This is a genomic window from Streptomyces gardneri, from assembly GCF_006539185.1.
In the GTDB taxonomy this organism is placed as follows: Bacteria; Actinomycetota; Actinomycetes; order Streptomycetales; family Streptomycetaceae; genus Streptomyces; species Streptomyces gardneri.
In genome coordinates this window covers 51,860-66,242 of record NZ_BJMN01000029.1, presented here as the reverse complement: position 1 = coordinate 66,242, position 14,383 = coordinate 51,860, and the positions used below count along the sequence as shown (strand labels likewise).

Annotated in this window: 13 protein-coding genes; 7 read left to right on the top strand and 6 right to left on the bottom strand. The window is 70.2% G+C overall.

Annotation, left to right across the window (positions count from 1 at the left end):
- Nucleotides 1-26 precede the first annotated feature (26 nt).
- The 4 genes from SGA01_RS22480 to SGA01_RS22460 form a co-directional block, all read right to left on the bottom strand.
- Nucleotides 27-1,370 carry a sensor histidine kinase gene (locus SGA01_RS22480; RefSeq protein WP_141298224.1) on the bottom strand — a complete coding sequence of 448 codons (1,344 nt, stop codon included), beginning with the start codon at nucleotides 1,368-1,370 and terminating at the stop codon, nucleotides 27-29.
- 173 nt (nucleotides 1,371-1,543) lie between these two features.
- The gene (locus SGA01_RS22470) at nucleotides 1,544-2,491 is read right to left on the bottom strand and encodes a DUF4429 domain-containing protein (protein ID WP_141298223.1); all 948 of its coding nucleotides are present in this window, start codon (nucleotides 2,489-2,491) and stop codon (nucleotides 1,544-1,546) included.
- A gap of 74 nt (nucleotides 2,492-2,565) precedes the next feature.
- Nucleotides 2,566-3,780, bottom strand: a complete 1,215-nt coding sequence (locus SGA01_RS22465; RefSeq protein WP_141298222.1) for an alpha/beta hydrolase — start codon at nucleotides 3,778-3,780, stop codon at nucleotides 2,566-2,568.
- A 75-nt stretch (nucleotides 3,781-3,855) separates the two neighbouring features.
- Entirely contained in the window at nucleotides 3,856-4,527 is a 672-nt protein-coding gene (locus SGA01_RS22460) for a TetR/AcrR family transcriptional regulator (protein WP_141298221.1), read from the bottom strand.
- Nucleotides 4,528-4,643: 116 nt separating this feature from the next.
- Between SGA01_RS22460 and SGA01_RS22455 the strand changes: the two genes are divergently transcribed.
- Nucleotides 4,644-6,269, top strand: a complete 1,626-nt coding sequence (locus SGA01_RS22455; RefSeq protein ID WP_141298220.1) for an MFS transporter — start codon at nucleotides 4,644-4,646, stop codon at nucleotides 6,267-6,269.
- 132 nt (nucleotides 6,270-6,401) lie between these two features.
- On the top strand, nucleotides 6,402-6,782 hold the full coding sequence (locus SGA01_RS22450; protein ID WP_141298219.1) for a peptidase inhibitor family I36 protein: 381 nt from the start codon (nucleotides 6,402-6,404) through the stop codon (nucleotides 6,780-6,782).
- On the opposite strand, the gene SGA01_RS22445 is transcribed toward SGA01_RS22450, so the two are convergent.
- Complete coding sequence (locus SGA01_RS22445) at nucleotides 6,763-7,533, bottom strand: potassium channel family protein (RefSeq protein WP_141298218.1); 771 nt, start codon at nucleotides 7,531-7,533, stop codon at nucleotides 6,763-6,765. The genes SGA01_RS22450 and SGA01_RS22445 overlap by 20 nt on opposite strands.
- Nucleotides 7,534-7,603: 70 nt before the next feature.
- Entirely contained in the window at nucleotides 7,604-10,336 is a 2,733-nt protein-coding gene (aceE, locus tag SGA01_RS22440) for a pyruvate dehydrogenase (acetyl-transferring), homodimeric type (protein ID WP_141298217.1), read from the bottom strand.
- Nucleotides 10,337-10,773: 437 nt separating this feature from the next.
- Between aceE and SGA01_RS22435 the strand changes: the two genes are divergently transcribed.
- From SGA01_RS22435 to SGA01_RS22415, 5 genes are all read left to right on the top strand, one after another.
- Nucleotides 10,774-11,196 (top strand): DUF3052 domain-containing protein, encoded by a 423-nt coding sequence (locus SGA01_RS22435; protein WP_141298216.1) that lies wholly within the window; start codon nucleotides 10,774-10,776, stop codon nucleotides 11,194-11,196.
- 155 nt (nucleotides 11,197-11,351) lie between these two features.
- A complete protein-coding gene (locus SGA01_RS22430) occupies nucleotides 11,352-11,810 on the top strand; it encodes a peroxiredoxin (protein ID WP_141298215.1) in 459 nt (152 codons plus the stop codon).
- A 137-nt stretch (nucleotides 11,811-11,947) separates the two neighbouring features.
- Entirely contained in the window at nucleotides 11,948-12,523 is a 576-nt protein-coding gene (locus SGA01_RS22425; RefSeq protein ID WP_024761283.1) for a TerD family protein, read from the top strand.
- Between the two features lie 83 nt (nucleotides 12,524-12,606).
- Nucleotides 12,607-13,182, top strand: coding sequence for a TerD family protein (locus tag SGA01_RS22420; protein ID WP_141298214.1), 576 nt, complete (start codon nucleotides 12,607-12,609; stop codon nucleotides 13,180-13,182).
- Between the two features lie 29 nt (nucleotides 13,183-13,211).
- Nucleotides 13,212-14,360 carry a DUF475 domain-containing protein gene (locus SGA01_RS22415; RefSeq protein ID WP_141298213.1) on the top strand — a complete coding sequence of 383 codons (1,149 nt, stop codon included), beginning with the start codon at nucleotides 13,212-13,214 and terminating at the stop codon, nucleotides 14,358-14,360.
- Nucleotides 14,361-14,383 lie beyond the last annotated feature (23 nt).

Sequence of the window (14,383 nt, the reverse complement as noted above, 5' to 3'; positions counted from 1 at the left end):
GGGTTCGGGGCCGTCACCGGCACCGCTCAGGGCGCCGGTTCGGGATCCGGGGCGGGCGCCGGGTCCGCCGCCAGCGGGAGCCGGGCGGCCACCCGGAAGCCGCCGTCCGGCAGCGGCCCGGTGTCCAGCGAGCCGCCCGTCAACCGTACGCGCTCCCGCATTCCGACGAGACCGTGCCCGGTGCCGGTCGCACCGCGCTCCACCCCGGAACCCGCCTCCGCGCCGGGCCCGTTGACGACGAGGACCGTCAGCCATCCGTCGTCGGGTCGTACCGACACGCGCGTCGCGGCGCCCGGCGCGTGCCGGACCACGTTGGCGAGGGCCTCCTGCACGATCCGGTACGCGGACAGGTCGACCGCCTGCGGGACGTCCTCGATACCGGCGGCGAGCGACAGCTCGGCCGGCACCCCGGCCCGTACCGTCGCCTCGACCAGCTGCTGGACCCGGTCGAGACCCGGCTGCGGGGCCCGCTCGCCCTCGCTGCCGTCGCTGCGCAGCACCGAGAGCAGCCGCCGCATCTCGGCCAGCGACTCGCGCGCGCTCGTCGCGATGGAGGTGAACTCCTCCCGGGCCGCGTCCGGGAGGTCCGGGATGCGGTAGGGGGCCGAGTCCGCCTGCACGGTGATCACGGACATGTGGTGGGCGACGACGTCGTGCAGCTCGCGCGCGATCCTCGCCCGCTCCTCCAGGAGCGTGCGGCGGGAGCGCTCGGCCTCGTTGATGATCTCCTGCTCGACGAGCCGCCGCTGCGCGTCGCCCCGGGCACGTACGGCCGAGGTGAGCAGCAGCAGGACGCCGCTCAGCACGAGCAGCAGCGTGTGGACGCTGGTGGTCCCGTCGGGGCGGAAGGCCTCCAGGGCGTACCCGGCGGCGCCGGTCGCCAGCCAGACGCCGAAGAGGGCCCGGCGCGACTCGCGCAGCCCGAGCGCGACCATCAGCGCGCAGTAACCGATGACGACCGGCGGGGTCCAGGGCCACAGGTCGGCGTGGGGGCCTTCCGAGCCGAGGAGGGCGAGCGCGCCGAGCACGTCGGCGGTGAAGATCACCCACCAGGCCTGGAGGGGGCGGGAGACGGCGAGCAGCAGCGGCACGGTCTGGGCGGTGGCGATGGCCCCGGCGAGACCGCCGTTGACGTCGTAGTCGTTGACGAGGACGGTGATGGTGGTGGGCAGGAGCGAGGAGACGAAGGCGACGGCGACGACGTACGGCAGCAGGCGCACCCACCGTGAGGAGGCCTCGGAGAGCAGAGGTGCGCCGGGGGTGGTCGGGGTGGTGAGCGCGGCCCCGAGGCCCTGGAACAACTCGCGTGTCCGTGCGCTGAACCGGCTGAGGCGGCGGGTGGGCGGCTCGTGCCGCTGTTCGGTAGCCATGACCCGCCCAGGGTAGGCAGCGGCCGTGGGGGCGGGCGTCATACCGGGGTGGGGGCCGCGACCCGATACCGGGGTATGACACGCACGGCCGGCCCCCCCCTCCCGGCTCGGGCTCAGGCTCGGGCTCGGGCTCGGGCTCGGGCTCGGGCTCGGGCTCGGGATCAGGCTCGGGCTCAGAGCTCCGCGAGGAGTTCCGCCTTCTTCGCCGAGAACTCCTCGTCCGTCACGAGCCCCGCCCGGTGCAGGTCGCCCAGGTGCCGGATCCTTTCCGCTACCGCCCCGGGGTCGCGGCGCGCGGCGTCCGGGACGCCGGCCGCCACGGCGACGGGCACGCGGTCCTTGCCCCGGATGGCCGCGAGGACCGCCGCGGCGAAGGGGAGGGACTCGTGCACAGGCCCGTAGCCCAGGCCGAAGACGACCGAGGCCGGGTCCCGGTCGGGCTGGGCGGGCCGGGCGCCGCCGTCCCGGGGGACCAGCCGCAGGTACCCGTCGAGGATCTCCGGCGAGCGCCACTCGACGCCGCTGAGCTCCCGTACCGAGAAGGTCTGGTCGCCGGCCTTCCACTTCTCCGAGGACGCGCCCGTCCAGGACCAGCGGAAGGCGACCTCCGACATCCCGTCGAAGCTCGCCCGTCCGTCGTACGTCTTGAAGGACAGCGGCCCCGCGGGCGCGGCCACCAGGAAGCCGTCGGCGGGCCGCACGGCCATGGCGTCACCGGCTTCACCGATGTCACCGGCGTCCGCGCCTTCCACGCCTTCCGTGCCTTCCGCGATGCCCGCGTCCGCCGGGAGCAGCGCCCGCAGCTCGTCCCGGTAGTACTCGGCGAGCGTCTCCCGGTCCGCCGGAAGCACCAGACGGTACGGGTCGCAGGCCTCCTTGAGCTGTCCCGCGGCCGCCTCCATCAGCGGATCGGCGCCGGGCCGCGGCACGGCGTGCAGCACGACGGTGCCCCGCTTGCCCGGCGTGAGCGTCACGGACGCCAACGCCTCGTGCGGTACTCGTCGTTCGCGTAGCGCGCTGAAGAGCTTCGGCGTGTTGCGGTTCCCCCGTTCGAAGCGGATGACGAGGGCATCGCTCTCGAACTCCCAGGTGGCATGAATTCCGGCCAGCACATCACCCATACGCCTCATCGTATGCGGCGTATGCCTGTGCGTCGCCCCTGTGAAAGGTCGGGAAATTCTGTGATCTACGCGCGTCAGGCCGCTTCCGCACCGGATATTCCGTGGTGGCAAGCGCTGTCGGCACGTGCGCAGATCAGGTCCCGGTACGAACCGACCCCTATGGCGGCGAAGTTGCCGAGGCTCTCCGTCCCCGGCTCGAAATAGCCGCTGTGACCGGCCGCGCCGCTCGCCGAGAGCAGCCGCGCGCCGAATTCCGGATCCACCGGGTCCGCGCCGTGCCCGACCCCGCCCACCTCCATGTGCGGCACGTCCTCGATCCAGTCGTCCGCGTCCCGCATGGCCCACACCCGGGCCGAAGTGGCGAGCTCCGCGGCCCGCTCCACCCGCATGCCGGGGCTGCCGGCCACGGCGAGATCCGTCACCCGGGAGGGCAGCTCGGGAGCGGCGAGCCCGCAGAGGACGGAGCCGTAGCTGTGGCAGAAGAGCGCCACCCGGGCGTCGCCGGGCAGCGCCGAGGTCATCTCCACGAGCCGTACGGCTCCGTTCGCGGCGAGCCGGCCGGTCATCGCGTCGACGCCGACCCCGGCGGGCGCGGTGTAGTCGGCCCAGGCGATGACGGCGACCCGGGCGCCGGGGGAGGCCCGCCGCTCGGCGGCGAACAGCGCCTGGGCCATGCCGGCGGGAGCCGCGTACCGGCCGTGGGTCTTCTGGAAGGTGAGGAGGGTCGTGTCGACGCCGGGCACGATCACCGAGACCCGTCGGGCCCGCTCCAGATCGCCGAGGACCTCGGCCGCGCGTCCCTTGCCCGTCGGGTCGAAGGCCAGGACCTGGCGGCCGGGCCGCATCAGGGAGGCGAAGCGGTCGGCGCGGCGCCGTGCCTCGTGCCGTCCGTCGGCGGAGAGCCGGTTGTCGTCGAGCCTGTCCCGCTCGGCGTCGAGCGCCGCCGCGAGCGTGAGCCGGTTGGCGCGGTAGCGGAGGGCGACGGGCGCGCCGTTGAGATTGCCGACGACGAGCGGGTGCCGCTCGGCGAGCCGGCGGCCGCCGACCGGTCCGAGCCGGGCGAAGAACGCGGCGACCGAGCGGGCCGGGGTGGCCGCGGGGTCGGGCAGCGGGTAGTGGCCGACGCGGTCGCGCGCCCAGGCGGCGAGCGCGGCCGCGCGGGACGGTCCGGGCTCGGGCCGGTGCCGGATCGTGGTCCACCCGACGGTCGCGAGCAGCACGAACACGACGGCGAGCGCGAGGAGCGTGCGCGTCACGGCGAGGGTGGGCGAGGCGTCGGCTGAGGTCACGGGGCGCCACCCTACGGGGGGTGGAGCGGGTGGCCCAAAGGGTGTCGCCGGGCACTTCGGAGCGGTACGGAGCGCCTACGGGGCGTCGTCGGCCGCCCCGGTCCGCCAGTGCGGGGCGAGCGCCGGGCCGAGATGGTCGAGGTAACGCTCGGTGAGGGCGCGGATGCCCTCCAGGCTCTGGTCCGTGCCCCGGCCCCACATCTGGCCCGTCACCCGCATGACGCCGCTGAACGCCGCCACCGCGATCCGCGGGCGCGGGTCCTCGTCCACGTCGAGGCCCTCCCGGTCGGCGATGATGCGGGCGATCGTCTCCTCCGTCTCCGCCGAGCGGCGCAGATGGATGGCGAGCAGCGCGGGCGTCGACTCGATCATCTGGAAGTTCCGCAGGTACAGCTCGACGGGGACGACGTCGGCGATCGCCTCACCGGCGTGGTCCCAGGCGCTGAGGACGGAGTGCCGCAGCGCGTCGAAGGGGCCCTCGGCGGACGGCCGTCGGCCGAGGGCGCTCACGAACAGTCCCTCGACCATGTGCTGGACGGCGAAGGCGACCTCTTCCTTGGAGCCGAAGTAGCGGAAGAAGGTGCGCTGGGAGACCTCGACGGCCTCGACGATCTCGTCGACGGTCGTCCGCTCGTACCCCTGGGTGGTGAAGAGCTCCAGGGCCACCCGGATGAGCGCGTCGCGCGTGCGCTGCTTCTTCCGCTCGCGGAGGCCGGGGGCGGTGGTGCCGGGGGATGGCACGCTCAATTCGCATCCTCTTTTCGGGGGTTTCGACCGAGTCAGGGTACCTGTGAGCTACGTGACAGTTACCGGCGTGTGAATCGCTTTGTCAATTGTCAGTGGCTGACATTAGCCTCGTTCGCATGACTAGTCAGACCACCGTGGAAAAGGCCCCGCAGGGTCAGGGGGGCGTCGCTCGGGAACCCGTTCCGGGCCCGGCGAAGGGACTGCGCGGGCACCCGTGGCTGACCCTGTTCGGCGTCGCCGTGGGCGTGATGATGGTCGCGCTCGACGGCACGATCGTCGCCATCGCCAACCCCGCCATCAAGACCGACCTCGGCGCCTCGCTCGCCCAGGTCCAGTGGATCACCAACGGCTACCTCCTCGCGCTCGCCGTCGCCCTGATCACCGCCGGCAAGCTCGGTGACCGCTTCGGCCACCGCCAGACCTTCCTCATCGGCATCGCGGGCTTCGCCCTCGCCTCCGGGGCGATCGGCCTGTCCGACTCGATCGGCGCCGTGATCGCCTTCCGCGTCCTCCAGGGCCTCTTCGGCGCCCTGCTGATGCCGGCCGCGCTCGGCCTGCTGCGCGCCACCTTCCCCGCCGAGAAGCTGAACATGGCCATCGGCATCTGGGGCATGGTCATCGGCGCGTCCACGGCGGGCGGCCCGATCGTCGGCGGCCTGCTCGTCGAGCACGTCAGCTGGCAGTCCGTCTTCTTCATCAACGTGCCGGTGGGCGTCGTCGCGCTCGCCCTCGGCCTGGTCATCCTCAAGGACCACCGCGCCGAGAACGCGCCGCGCTCCTTCGACGTCCTCGGCATCCTGCTGCTCTCCGGCGCCATGGCCTCCCTCGTCTGGAGCCTCATCAAGGCCGGCGAGTCCTGGGGCTGGTCCAGCGGCAAGACCTGGGGCTGTCTGATCGGCGCGCTGGTCCTGTTCGCGCTCTTCGCCTTCTGGGAGACCAAGGTCAAGGAGCCGCTGATCCCGCTGGGCATGTTCCGCTCCGTGCCGCTCTCGGCCGGTGTCGTCCTGATGGTCCTGATGGCCTTCGCCTTCATGGGCGGCCTGTTCTTCGTGACCTTCTACCTCCAGGGCGTGAAGGGCCTCAGCCCGGTCGACAGCGGTCTGCACCTGCTGCCGCTGACCGCGATGATGATCGTCTCCTCGCCGCTGGCCGGTGCGCTGATCACCAAGTTCGGCCCGCGCGTGCCGCTCGTCGGCGGCATGGTCTGCACCGCCGTCGCCATGTTCGGCATGATCACGCTCTCGTCCGGTACGGGCACCTTCGCGATGTCCCTGTGGTTCGCGCTGCTCGGCCTGGGCCTCGCCCCGGTCATGGTCGGCGCCACCGAGGTCATCGTCGGCAACGCCCCGCTGGAGCTCTCCGGCGTGGCCGGCGGTCTGCAGCAGGCCGCCATGCAGGTCGGCGGCGCGCTCGGTACGGCGGTGCTCGGCGCCGTCATGTCCTCCAAGGTGGCGGACTCCTTCGCGGGCAACTGGAAGGAGGCCGGCATCCCGGCCCCGGTCAACCCGCAGCTGGAGCAGGCCGCAGAGTTCGGCATGGCCCCGCCGGAGCTGGCCCAGGCGCCGGGGATGACCCCCGACCTCCTCCAGCAGATCACCGGCGTCATCCACGACACCTTCCTCGACGGCATGGGCCTGGCCTTCACCGTCGCCGGTGGCGTCGCGGTCGTCGCGGCCCTCGTCGCCACGCTCACCAAGCGCGGCGAGAACGCGGAGGCGGGCGGCATGGGCGGCCACATCTGACGTTCCCGTAGTCAGGGTTCCCGTAGGGGGCCGTCACCCGTTCGCGTGAACGGGGGCGGCCCCTCTTCCGTCGCCGGATGACCTCGGCCATGCTCGTGGTTACAGAGAGTGACGAATCGGGGGTTCATCAGCATGTACACGAAGACCGTTCTCGCCGTCGCGGCCGTCCTGACCGCTCTCCTGGCGGCCCAGAGCACCCCGGTCGCGGCAGCGGCGCCGTCCGGGACGACCCTCGGGGCCTGCGGTCCCGGTCGGCTCTGCCTCTGGCCCAAGCCCGACTTCAAGGGCCGCGCCCAGAGCCACGAGCTGGCCACGACCGACATCGAGAGCTGTGTCGCCCTGCCGCCCGGCACCTCGGCCCAGTCCCTCGCGAACCGCACGGGGCGGCCGGTCACGACGTACCAGTCGGCGGAGTGTGCGGAGGCGGGGGAGTTCGAGACGTACCCGGGGCGGGGGACCTGGGTCCCGCAGACGCCCTACGAGGTCAGAGCGTTCAAGATCTGGGAGCGCTAGGCGAGGGGACCTCCCGCGGCTCCGGCGGCGCCGAGAGCCGCGCGACCTCAGCGCGGAGCTCCCGCACCTCCAGGGTCAGCGCCTCCAGGAGCTCGGTCTGCCGGCGCTCCACCGCGTCGTCCCGGTCGAAACGGGAGATGAACCAGGCCGCGATGTTGGCGGTGACCACACCCAGCAGCGCGATTCCCGAGAGCATCAGACCGACCGCGAGGACCCTCCCGAGACCCGTGGTCGGGGCGTGGTCGCCGTAGCCGACCGTGGTCATCGTGGTGAAGGACCACCAGACCGCGTCCCCGAGCGTCTTGATGTTGCCGTCCGGGGCATCGCGCTCCACGTGCAGCACGGCCAGCGAGCCGAACATCATCAGCCCGACCACCGCGCCCGCCACATAGGTGGTGAGCGTGATCTGCGGCGCCATCCGGGCCCGCCGGCCCACGAGGAGGAGGGTGGAGACGACCCGCAGCAGCCGCAGCGGCTGCACCATCGGCAGCAGGACCGCGAGCAGATCGAGGGGGTGGGAGCGGACGAAGGCCCAGCGGGCCGGGGCGAGGCCGAGCCGGACGAGGTAGTCGAGGGCGAAGGCCGCCCACACCACCCACTCGACCTGGGTGCACAGGCGGTGCACCCAGGGGGCGGCGCCGGGAGCCACGATCGGCACGGCGTAGGCGATGCCGAACACCACCGCGAGCACCAGCAGTGGCGTCTGCGTGCGCTTTTCCCAGCTCTTCCAGCGAACCTTCATGCGGGGCATCGTAGAGAACGCCGAAGGGCGGCGGGACCATCGGTCCCACCGCCCTCACCAGGTGCTATGCGCTACGGACTCAGGCGTCGCCGCCCGCGGCGCCCGGGTCGGCGGCCGCCACGTCGAGCAGCTGGTAGCGGTCCACGGCCTGCTTCAGGGCCGACCGGTCGACCTTGCCCTCGCGGGCGAGCTCGGTCAGCACCGAGAGCACGATCGACTGGGCGTCGATGTGGAAGTAGCGACGGGCCGCACCCCGCGTGTCCGCGAAGCCGAAGCCGTCCGCGCCCAGCGAGGTGTACGTCCCCGGCACCCAGCGGGAGATCTGGTCCGGGACCGCGCGCATCCAGTCCGAGACCGCGACGAACGGGCCCTCGGCGCCGTGGAGCTTGCGCGTCACGTACGGGACGAGCTGCTCCTCGTCGGGGTGGAGCAGATTATGCTCCTCGACGGCCACGGCCTCGCGGCGCAGCTCGGTCCACGAGGTCGCGGACCAGACGTCGGCGCGTACGTTCCACTCCTCGGCGAGGATCCGCTGCGCCTCGATCGCCCACGGCACGGCGACACCGGAGGCCATGATCTGCGCCGGGATCGACCCGGCCTCGGCCGGCTTGAAGCGGTGGATACCGGCGAGGATGCCCTCCACGTCCACGTCCGCCGGTTCGGCCGGGTGCTGGATCGGCTCGTTGTAGACGGTCAGGTAGTAGAAGACGTCCTCGGCGGCCGGGCCGTACATCCGGCGCAGGCCGTCCTTCACGATGTGCGCGATCTCGAAACCGAAGGCCGGGTCGTAGGCGATACAGGCCGGGTTGGTCGAGGCAAGCAGGTGCGAGTGGCCGTCCGCGTGCTGGAGGCCCTCGCCGGTCAGCGTCGTACGGCCGGCGGTGGCGCCGAGCACGAAGCCGCGCGCCAACTGGTCGGCCATCTGCCAGAACTGATCGCCGGTCCGCTGGAAACCGAACATCGAGTAGAAGACGTACACCGGGATCAGCGGCTCGCCGTGCGTGGCGTAGGCCGAGCCCGCGGCGATCAACGAGGCCGTGCAGCCGGCCTCGGAGATGCCGTCGTGCAGCATCTGACCGGTCGGCGACTCCTTGTAGGCGAGGAGGAGTTCGCGGTCCACCGCCTCGTACTGCTGGCCCAGCGGGTTGTAGATCTTGGCGCTCGGGAAGAAGGCGTCCATGCCGAAGGTGCGGTACTCGTCGGGGGCGATCAGCACGAAGCGCTTGCCGATCTCCTTGTCCCGCATGAGGTCCTTCAGGATGCGGACGAAGGCCATCGTGGTGGCGATCGACTGCTGCCCCGAACCCTTCTTGGCCGCCGCGTAGGTCGCGTCGTCGGGGAGGACCAGCGGCTTCGCCCGCACGACACGGGTCGGCACGTACCCGCCCAGCGCGTTGCGCCGGTCGTGCATGTACTGGATCTCCTCGGAGTTCCGGCCGGGGTGGTAGTACGGCGGCAGGCCGTCCTCCAACTGCCGGTCCGTCACCGGGATGTGCAGCCGGTCGCGGAAGCGCTTGAGGTCGTCGACCGTCAGCTTCTTCATCTGGTGGGTCGCGTTGCGGCCCTCGAAGTTCGGGCCCAGCGTCCAGCCCTTGACGGTCTGGGCGAGGATCACGGTCGGCTGGCCCGCGTGCGCCTTCGCCGCCGCGTAGGCCGCGTAGATCTTCTTGTGGTCGTGGCCACCGCGGCCCAGGTGCAGGACCTGCTGGTCCGACATGCCCTCGACCATGGCCCGCAGCCGGTGGTCGTCGCCGAAGAAGTGGTCGCGGATGTAGCCGCCGGTCTCCGTCGCGTACGTCTGGAACTGGCCGTCCGGGGTGGTGTTCAGCTTGTTCACCAGGATGCCGTCGCGGTCCTGCGCGAGCAGCGGGTCCCAGGAGCGGTCCCAGATCAGCTTGATGACGTTCCAGCCGTTGCCCCGGAAGATCGACTCCAGCTCCTGGATGATCTTGCCGTTGCCGCGGACCGGGCCGTCGAGCCGCTGGAGGTTGCAGTTGACGACGAAGGTGAGGTTGTCCAGGCCCTCACGGGCGGCGATGGAGAGCTGGCCGAGCGACTCGACCTCGTCCATCTCGCCGTCGCCGAGGAACGCCCAGACGTGCGACTTGGAGGTGTCGGCGATGCCGCGCGCCTCCATGTACCGGTTCATCCGCGCCTGGTAGATCGCGCCGAGCGGGCCGAGGCCCATCGAGACGGTCGGGAACTCCCAGAAGTCCGGCATCAGCCGGGGATGCGGGTACGACGAGAGCCCGTTCGGGAACTTCGACCGCTCCTGGCGGAAGCCGTCGAGCTGGGTGTCGTTCAGCCGGTCCAGGAGGTACGCACGGGCGTAGATGCCCGGGGAGGCGTGCCCCTGGAAGAAGATCTGGTCGCCGCCGTCGCCCTCGTCCTTGCCGCGGAAGAAGTGGTTGAAGCCGACGTCGTAGAGGGAGGCGGAGGAGGCGAAGGTGGCGATGTGACCGCCGACGCCGATGCCCGGGCGCTGGGCGCGCGAGACCATCACGGCCGCGTTCCACCGGGTGGCGTTGAGGACCTTGCGCTCGATCTCCTCGTTGCCGGGGAAGAAGGGCTCGTCCCTGGTGGCGATGGTGTTGACGTAGTCCGTGCTGCGCATCTCGGGCACGGCCACGCGCTTCTCGCGCGCCCGCTCGATCAGCCGGAGCATGAGGTAGCGGGCCCGCTCACGGCCCCGCTCGTCGACGGCCGCGTCGAGGGAGTCGAGCCATTCCTGGGTCTCTTCCGGGTCGAAATCCGGGACCTGGCTGGGAAGGCCGCCAATGATGATCGGGTTGCGATCGGATCCGGGAGCCACGCTCTTCCTTCACTGTCGGTGGTGCCCACGGGGCCACGGAGTGGTCGGGATGTCCATCGTGTACCCCGTCGACGCCAGACGTCACATTTACCGGGGGGTAACCCCAACGGGGGTCCTCGCGGTGTCCGCGGTGTCCTCCGCGTGTTCGGATGTGTTCAAATCGCAACCTTACGCCCAACTCGCGCATGCGTTCCGTCCGGGCGTTCGGCAGACTGAAAGCTCAGAAGTCCATAAACCGGGATGAATCATGTGGGACTGATCACGGAGTGCGGCCGGAGCGTGCCGGAAGTTGGGGCGAGACGGCCCCAAACGTCACCGTTTCGGCGGTCTCCGCGGCCCAGTACTTGCGCGATGAGCCCCGGCACGTGTGGACTACGGCCAGCGTCACGCGCTTACGCGTGGCCCACAGCATTTTCCGAATGAGCAGGAGGCAAGCCGTGAGCGCGACCGCGGACCACGCGGAGGAGCGGACCAACCCGGCAGCGAGGCTGGGGTTCGAGCCTGGCCAGGTGGTCCAGGAGATCGGTTACGACGACGACGTCGACCAGGATCTCCGTGAAGGCATCGAGTCCATCATCGGGGCCGACCTCGTGGACGAGGAGTACGACGACGTCGCCGACGCCGTGGTCCTCTGGTTCCGTGACGAGGACGGCGATCTCACCGACGCACTGGTGGATGCCATCGGTCTTCTGGAGGACGGCGGCACCATCTGGCTGCTGACGCCGAAGACCGGCCGTGACGGCTACATCGAGCCGGCCGAGATCAACGATGCCGCGCAGACAGCTGGTCTCTCCCAGACCAAGAGCATCAGCGTCGCCAAGGACTGGACGGGCACCCGCCTGACCGCCCCCAAGCGCTGATCACCAAGTTGCGAGACGCCCCCGCCGGTACGCCGGCGGGGGCTTTCGCGTACAGGCCGTAGGCTGGGCCTCACCGATTCGGCCCAAAGGGCCGAATCGCTCCGAGGGCCGAGGCGGTCCGAGGTTCGGGCTCCGGCGGAAGGGATGCGTGGGCGATGGCGATCGAGGTCGGCACCGAGGCCCCGGGATTCGAGCTGAAGGACAACCACGGACGCACCGTGCGGCTCTCGGACTTCCGCGGCGAGAAGGCCGTGGTGCTGCTCTTCTACCCCTTCGCCTTCACCGGCGTCTGCACCGGCGAACTGCGCGAGCTGCGGGACAACCTCCCGAAGTTCGTCAACGACGACACCCAGCTCCTCGCCGTCTCCAACGACTCGATCCACACCCTGCGCGTCTTCGCCGACCAGGAGGACCTGGACTTCCCGCTGCTCTCCGACTTCTGGAAGCACGGCGAGGCCTCCCGTGCCTACGGCGTCTTCGACGAGGAGAAGGGCTGCGCGGTGCGCGGCACCTTCATCATCGACAAGGAGGGCGTCGTCCGCTGGAGCGTCGTGAACGCCCTGCCGGACGCCCGGGATCTCGGCGACTACGTCGAGGCGCTCGACGCCATCTGAGCCGGCTCGCGGCCGACACCTCGGATTCGCCGGGCGAATCGACTGTTTCGACCGGGAACCCGTCACTAGGATCCACTCGTTGATCCGATGCCAACGCACGACTGGGGCGCTGCCCCTGAAAACGTATGGAGGGACTCGTGGGAGTCAGCCTCAGCAAGGGCGGCAACGTCTCGCTGACCAAGGAGGCCCCTGGCCTCACCGCCGTGACCGTCGGTCTGGGCTGGGACGTCCGCACCACCACCGGTACGGACTTCGACCTCGACGCCAGCGCCATCCTGGTGAGCGAGGAGGGCAAGGTCCGCAACGACCAGGACTTCGTCTTCTTCAACAACCTGAAGAGCGCCGACGGCTCGGTCGAGCACACCGGTGACAACCTCACCGGCGAGGGCGAGGGCGACGACGAGCAGGTCAAGGTCAGCCTGGCGACCGTGCCGGCCGACGTGAGCAAGATCGTCTTCCCGGTGTCGATCTACGACGCCGAGAACCGCCAGCAGTCCTTCGGCCAGGTGCGCAACGCGTTCATCCGCGTCGTGAACCAGGCCGGCGGCGCCGAGATCGCGCGCTACGACCTCTCCGAGGACGCCTCGACCGAGACCGCCATGGTCTTCGGTGAGCTGTACCGCCACGGCGCGGAGTGGAAGTTCCGCGCGGTCGGTCAGGGGTATGCCTCAGGTCTGCGCGGAATCGCGGCGGACTTCGGCGTCAACGTCTGAGCCGAACCGTTCGAACCGTCCGGCGCCGCACACTCCGTGCGGCGCCGGACGTGCCTCATCACCACCGGGGAGGAACTGATCACATGGGCGTCACACTCGCCAAGGGAGGCAATGTCTCCCTCTCCAAGGCCGCTCCCAACCTCACCAAGGTCCTCGTCGGACTCGGATGGGACGCGCGCTCCACCACCGGAGCCCCCTTCGATCTCGACGCCAGTGCCCTGCTGTGCCAGGCCGGGCGCGTGCTGGGAGACGAGTACTTCGTCTTCTACAACCAGCTCCGCAGCCCCGAGGGCTCCGTCGAACACACCGGCGACAACCTCACTGGCGAGGGTGACGGGGACGACGAGTCCCTCATCGTGGACCTCACGCAGGTCCCGGCCCACTGCGACAAGATCGTCTTCCCCGTCTCGATCCACGACGCCGACAACCGCGGACAGAGCTTCGGCCAGGTCAGCAACGCCTTCATCCGGGTCGTGAACCAACTGGACGGCCAGGAGCTCGCGCGTTACGACCTCTCCGAGGACGCCTCCTCCGAGACCGCGATGATCTTCGGCGAGCTCTACCGCTACAACGGCGAATGGAAGTTCCGTGCGGTGGGCCAGGGGTACGCGTCGGGGCTGAGGGGCATCGCTCTAGACTTCGGGGTCAACGTTTCGTAAAGCCATGTAATTTCACGATGGGGTAGACAGTGGTTCTGAAAACCTTCGGCTGGTCGTTCGCGATCACTGCGCTCGGTCTGGTCGCAGCGGTGCTCTACGGGGGGTGGGAGGCATTCGGGATCGTCGCGATCCTCTGCGTCCTCGAGATCTCGCTGTCCTTCGACAACGCGGTGGTCAACGCCGGAATCCTGAAGAAGATGAATGCCTTCTGGCAGAAGATCTTCCTCACCATCGGTGTGCTCATCGCCGTCTTCGGCATGCGACTGGTCTTCCCCGTCGTGATCGTCGCGATCAGCGCCAAGATCGGCCCCATCGAGGCCGTCGATCTCGCCCTCAACGACGCCGAGCGCTACGAGCAGCTCGTGACCGACGCCCACCCGTCGATCGCGGCCTTCGGCGGCATGTTCCTGCTGATGATCTTCCTCGACTTCATCTTCGAGGACCGTGACATCAAGTGGCTCGGCTGGCTGGAGCGCCCGCTGGCCAAGCTCGGCAAGGTCGACATGCTGTCGGTCTGCATCGCCCTGATCGTCCTGGCGATCAGCGCCATGACCTTCGCGACCCAGGCCCACCAGCACGGCGGTACGCACATCGACGCCGCGTCGACCGTCCTGCTCTCGGGCGTCTTCGGTCTCATCACCTACCTCATCGTGGGCGGTCTCTCCAGCTTCTTCGAGAACAAGCTGGAGGAGGAAGAGGAGCGCGAGCACGAGGCCGAGGAAGAGGCCAAGCGCAGCGGCAAGAAGGTCACCGTGGTCCAGCTGGCCGGCAAGGCCGCCTTCTTCATGTTCCTGTACCTGGAGGTCCTCGACGCCTCCTTCTCCTTCGACGGTGTCATCGGCGCCTTCGCCATCACCAACGACATCGTCCTGATGGCGCTCGGCCTCGGCGTCGGCGCCATGTACGTCCGTTCGCTGACGGTCTACCTGGTCCGCCAGGGCACCCTCGACGACTACGTCTACCTGGAGCACGGCGCCCACTACGCGATCGGCGCGCTGGCCCTGATCCTCATGGTCTCCATCCGCTACGAGATCCCCGAGGTCGTGACCGGTCTCATCGGCGTCGCCCTCATCGCCTGGTCCTTCTGGTCCTCCGTCCGGCGCAACAAGGCCCTGGCGGCGGCCGAGGGCGGCTCGGGCGGTTCGGGAGACAAGACCGAGGTGTCCGCCGGGGTGTGACACCCCCGGTAACGAGGAACGCT

What these genes read in the sequence shown, in the direction of transcription:
- SGA01_RS22480 (WP_141298224.1), bottom strand. Translation starts at nt 1,370, where the DNA reads ATGGCTACCGAACAGCGGCACGAGCCGCCCACCCGCCGCCTCAGCCGG.
- SGA01_RS22470 (WP_141298223.1), bottom strand. Translation starts at nt 2,491, where the DNA reads ATGGGTGATGTGCTGGCCGGAATTCATGCCACCTGGGAGTTCGAGAGC.
- SGA01_RS22455 (WP_141298220.1), top strand. Translation starts at nt 4,644, where the DNA reads ATGACTAGTCAGACCACCGTGGAAAAGGCCCCGCAGGGTCAGGGGGGC.
- SGA01_RS22450 (WP_141298219.1), top strand. Translation starts at nt 6,402, where the DNA reads ATGTACACGAAGACCGTTCTCGCCGTCGCGGCCGTCCTGACCGCTCTC.
- SGA01_RS22445 (WP_141298218.1), bottom strand. Translation starts at nt 7,533, where the DNA reads ATGCCCCGCATGAAGGTTCGCTGGAAGAGCTGGGAAAAGCGCACGCAG.
- SGA01_RS22430 (WP_141298215.1), top strand. Translation starts at nt 11,352, where the DNA reads ATGGCGATCGAGGTCGGCACCGAGGCCCCGGGATTCGAGCTGAAGGAC.
- SGA01_RS22420 (WP_141298214.1), top strand. Translation starts at nt 12,607, where the DNA reads ATGGGCGTCACACTCGCCAAGGGAGGCAATGTCTCCCTCTCCAAGGCC.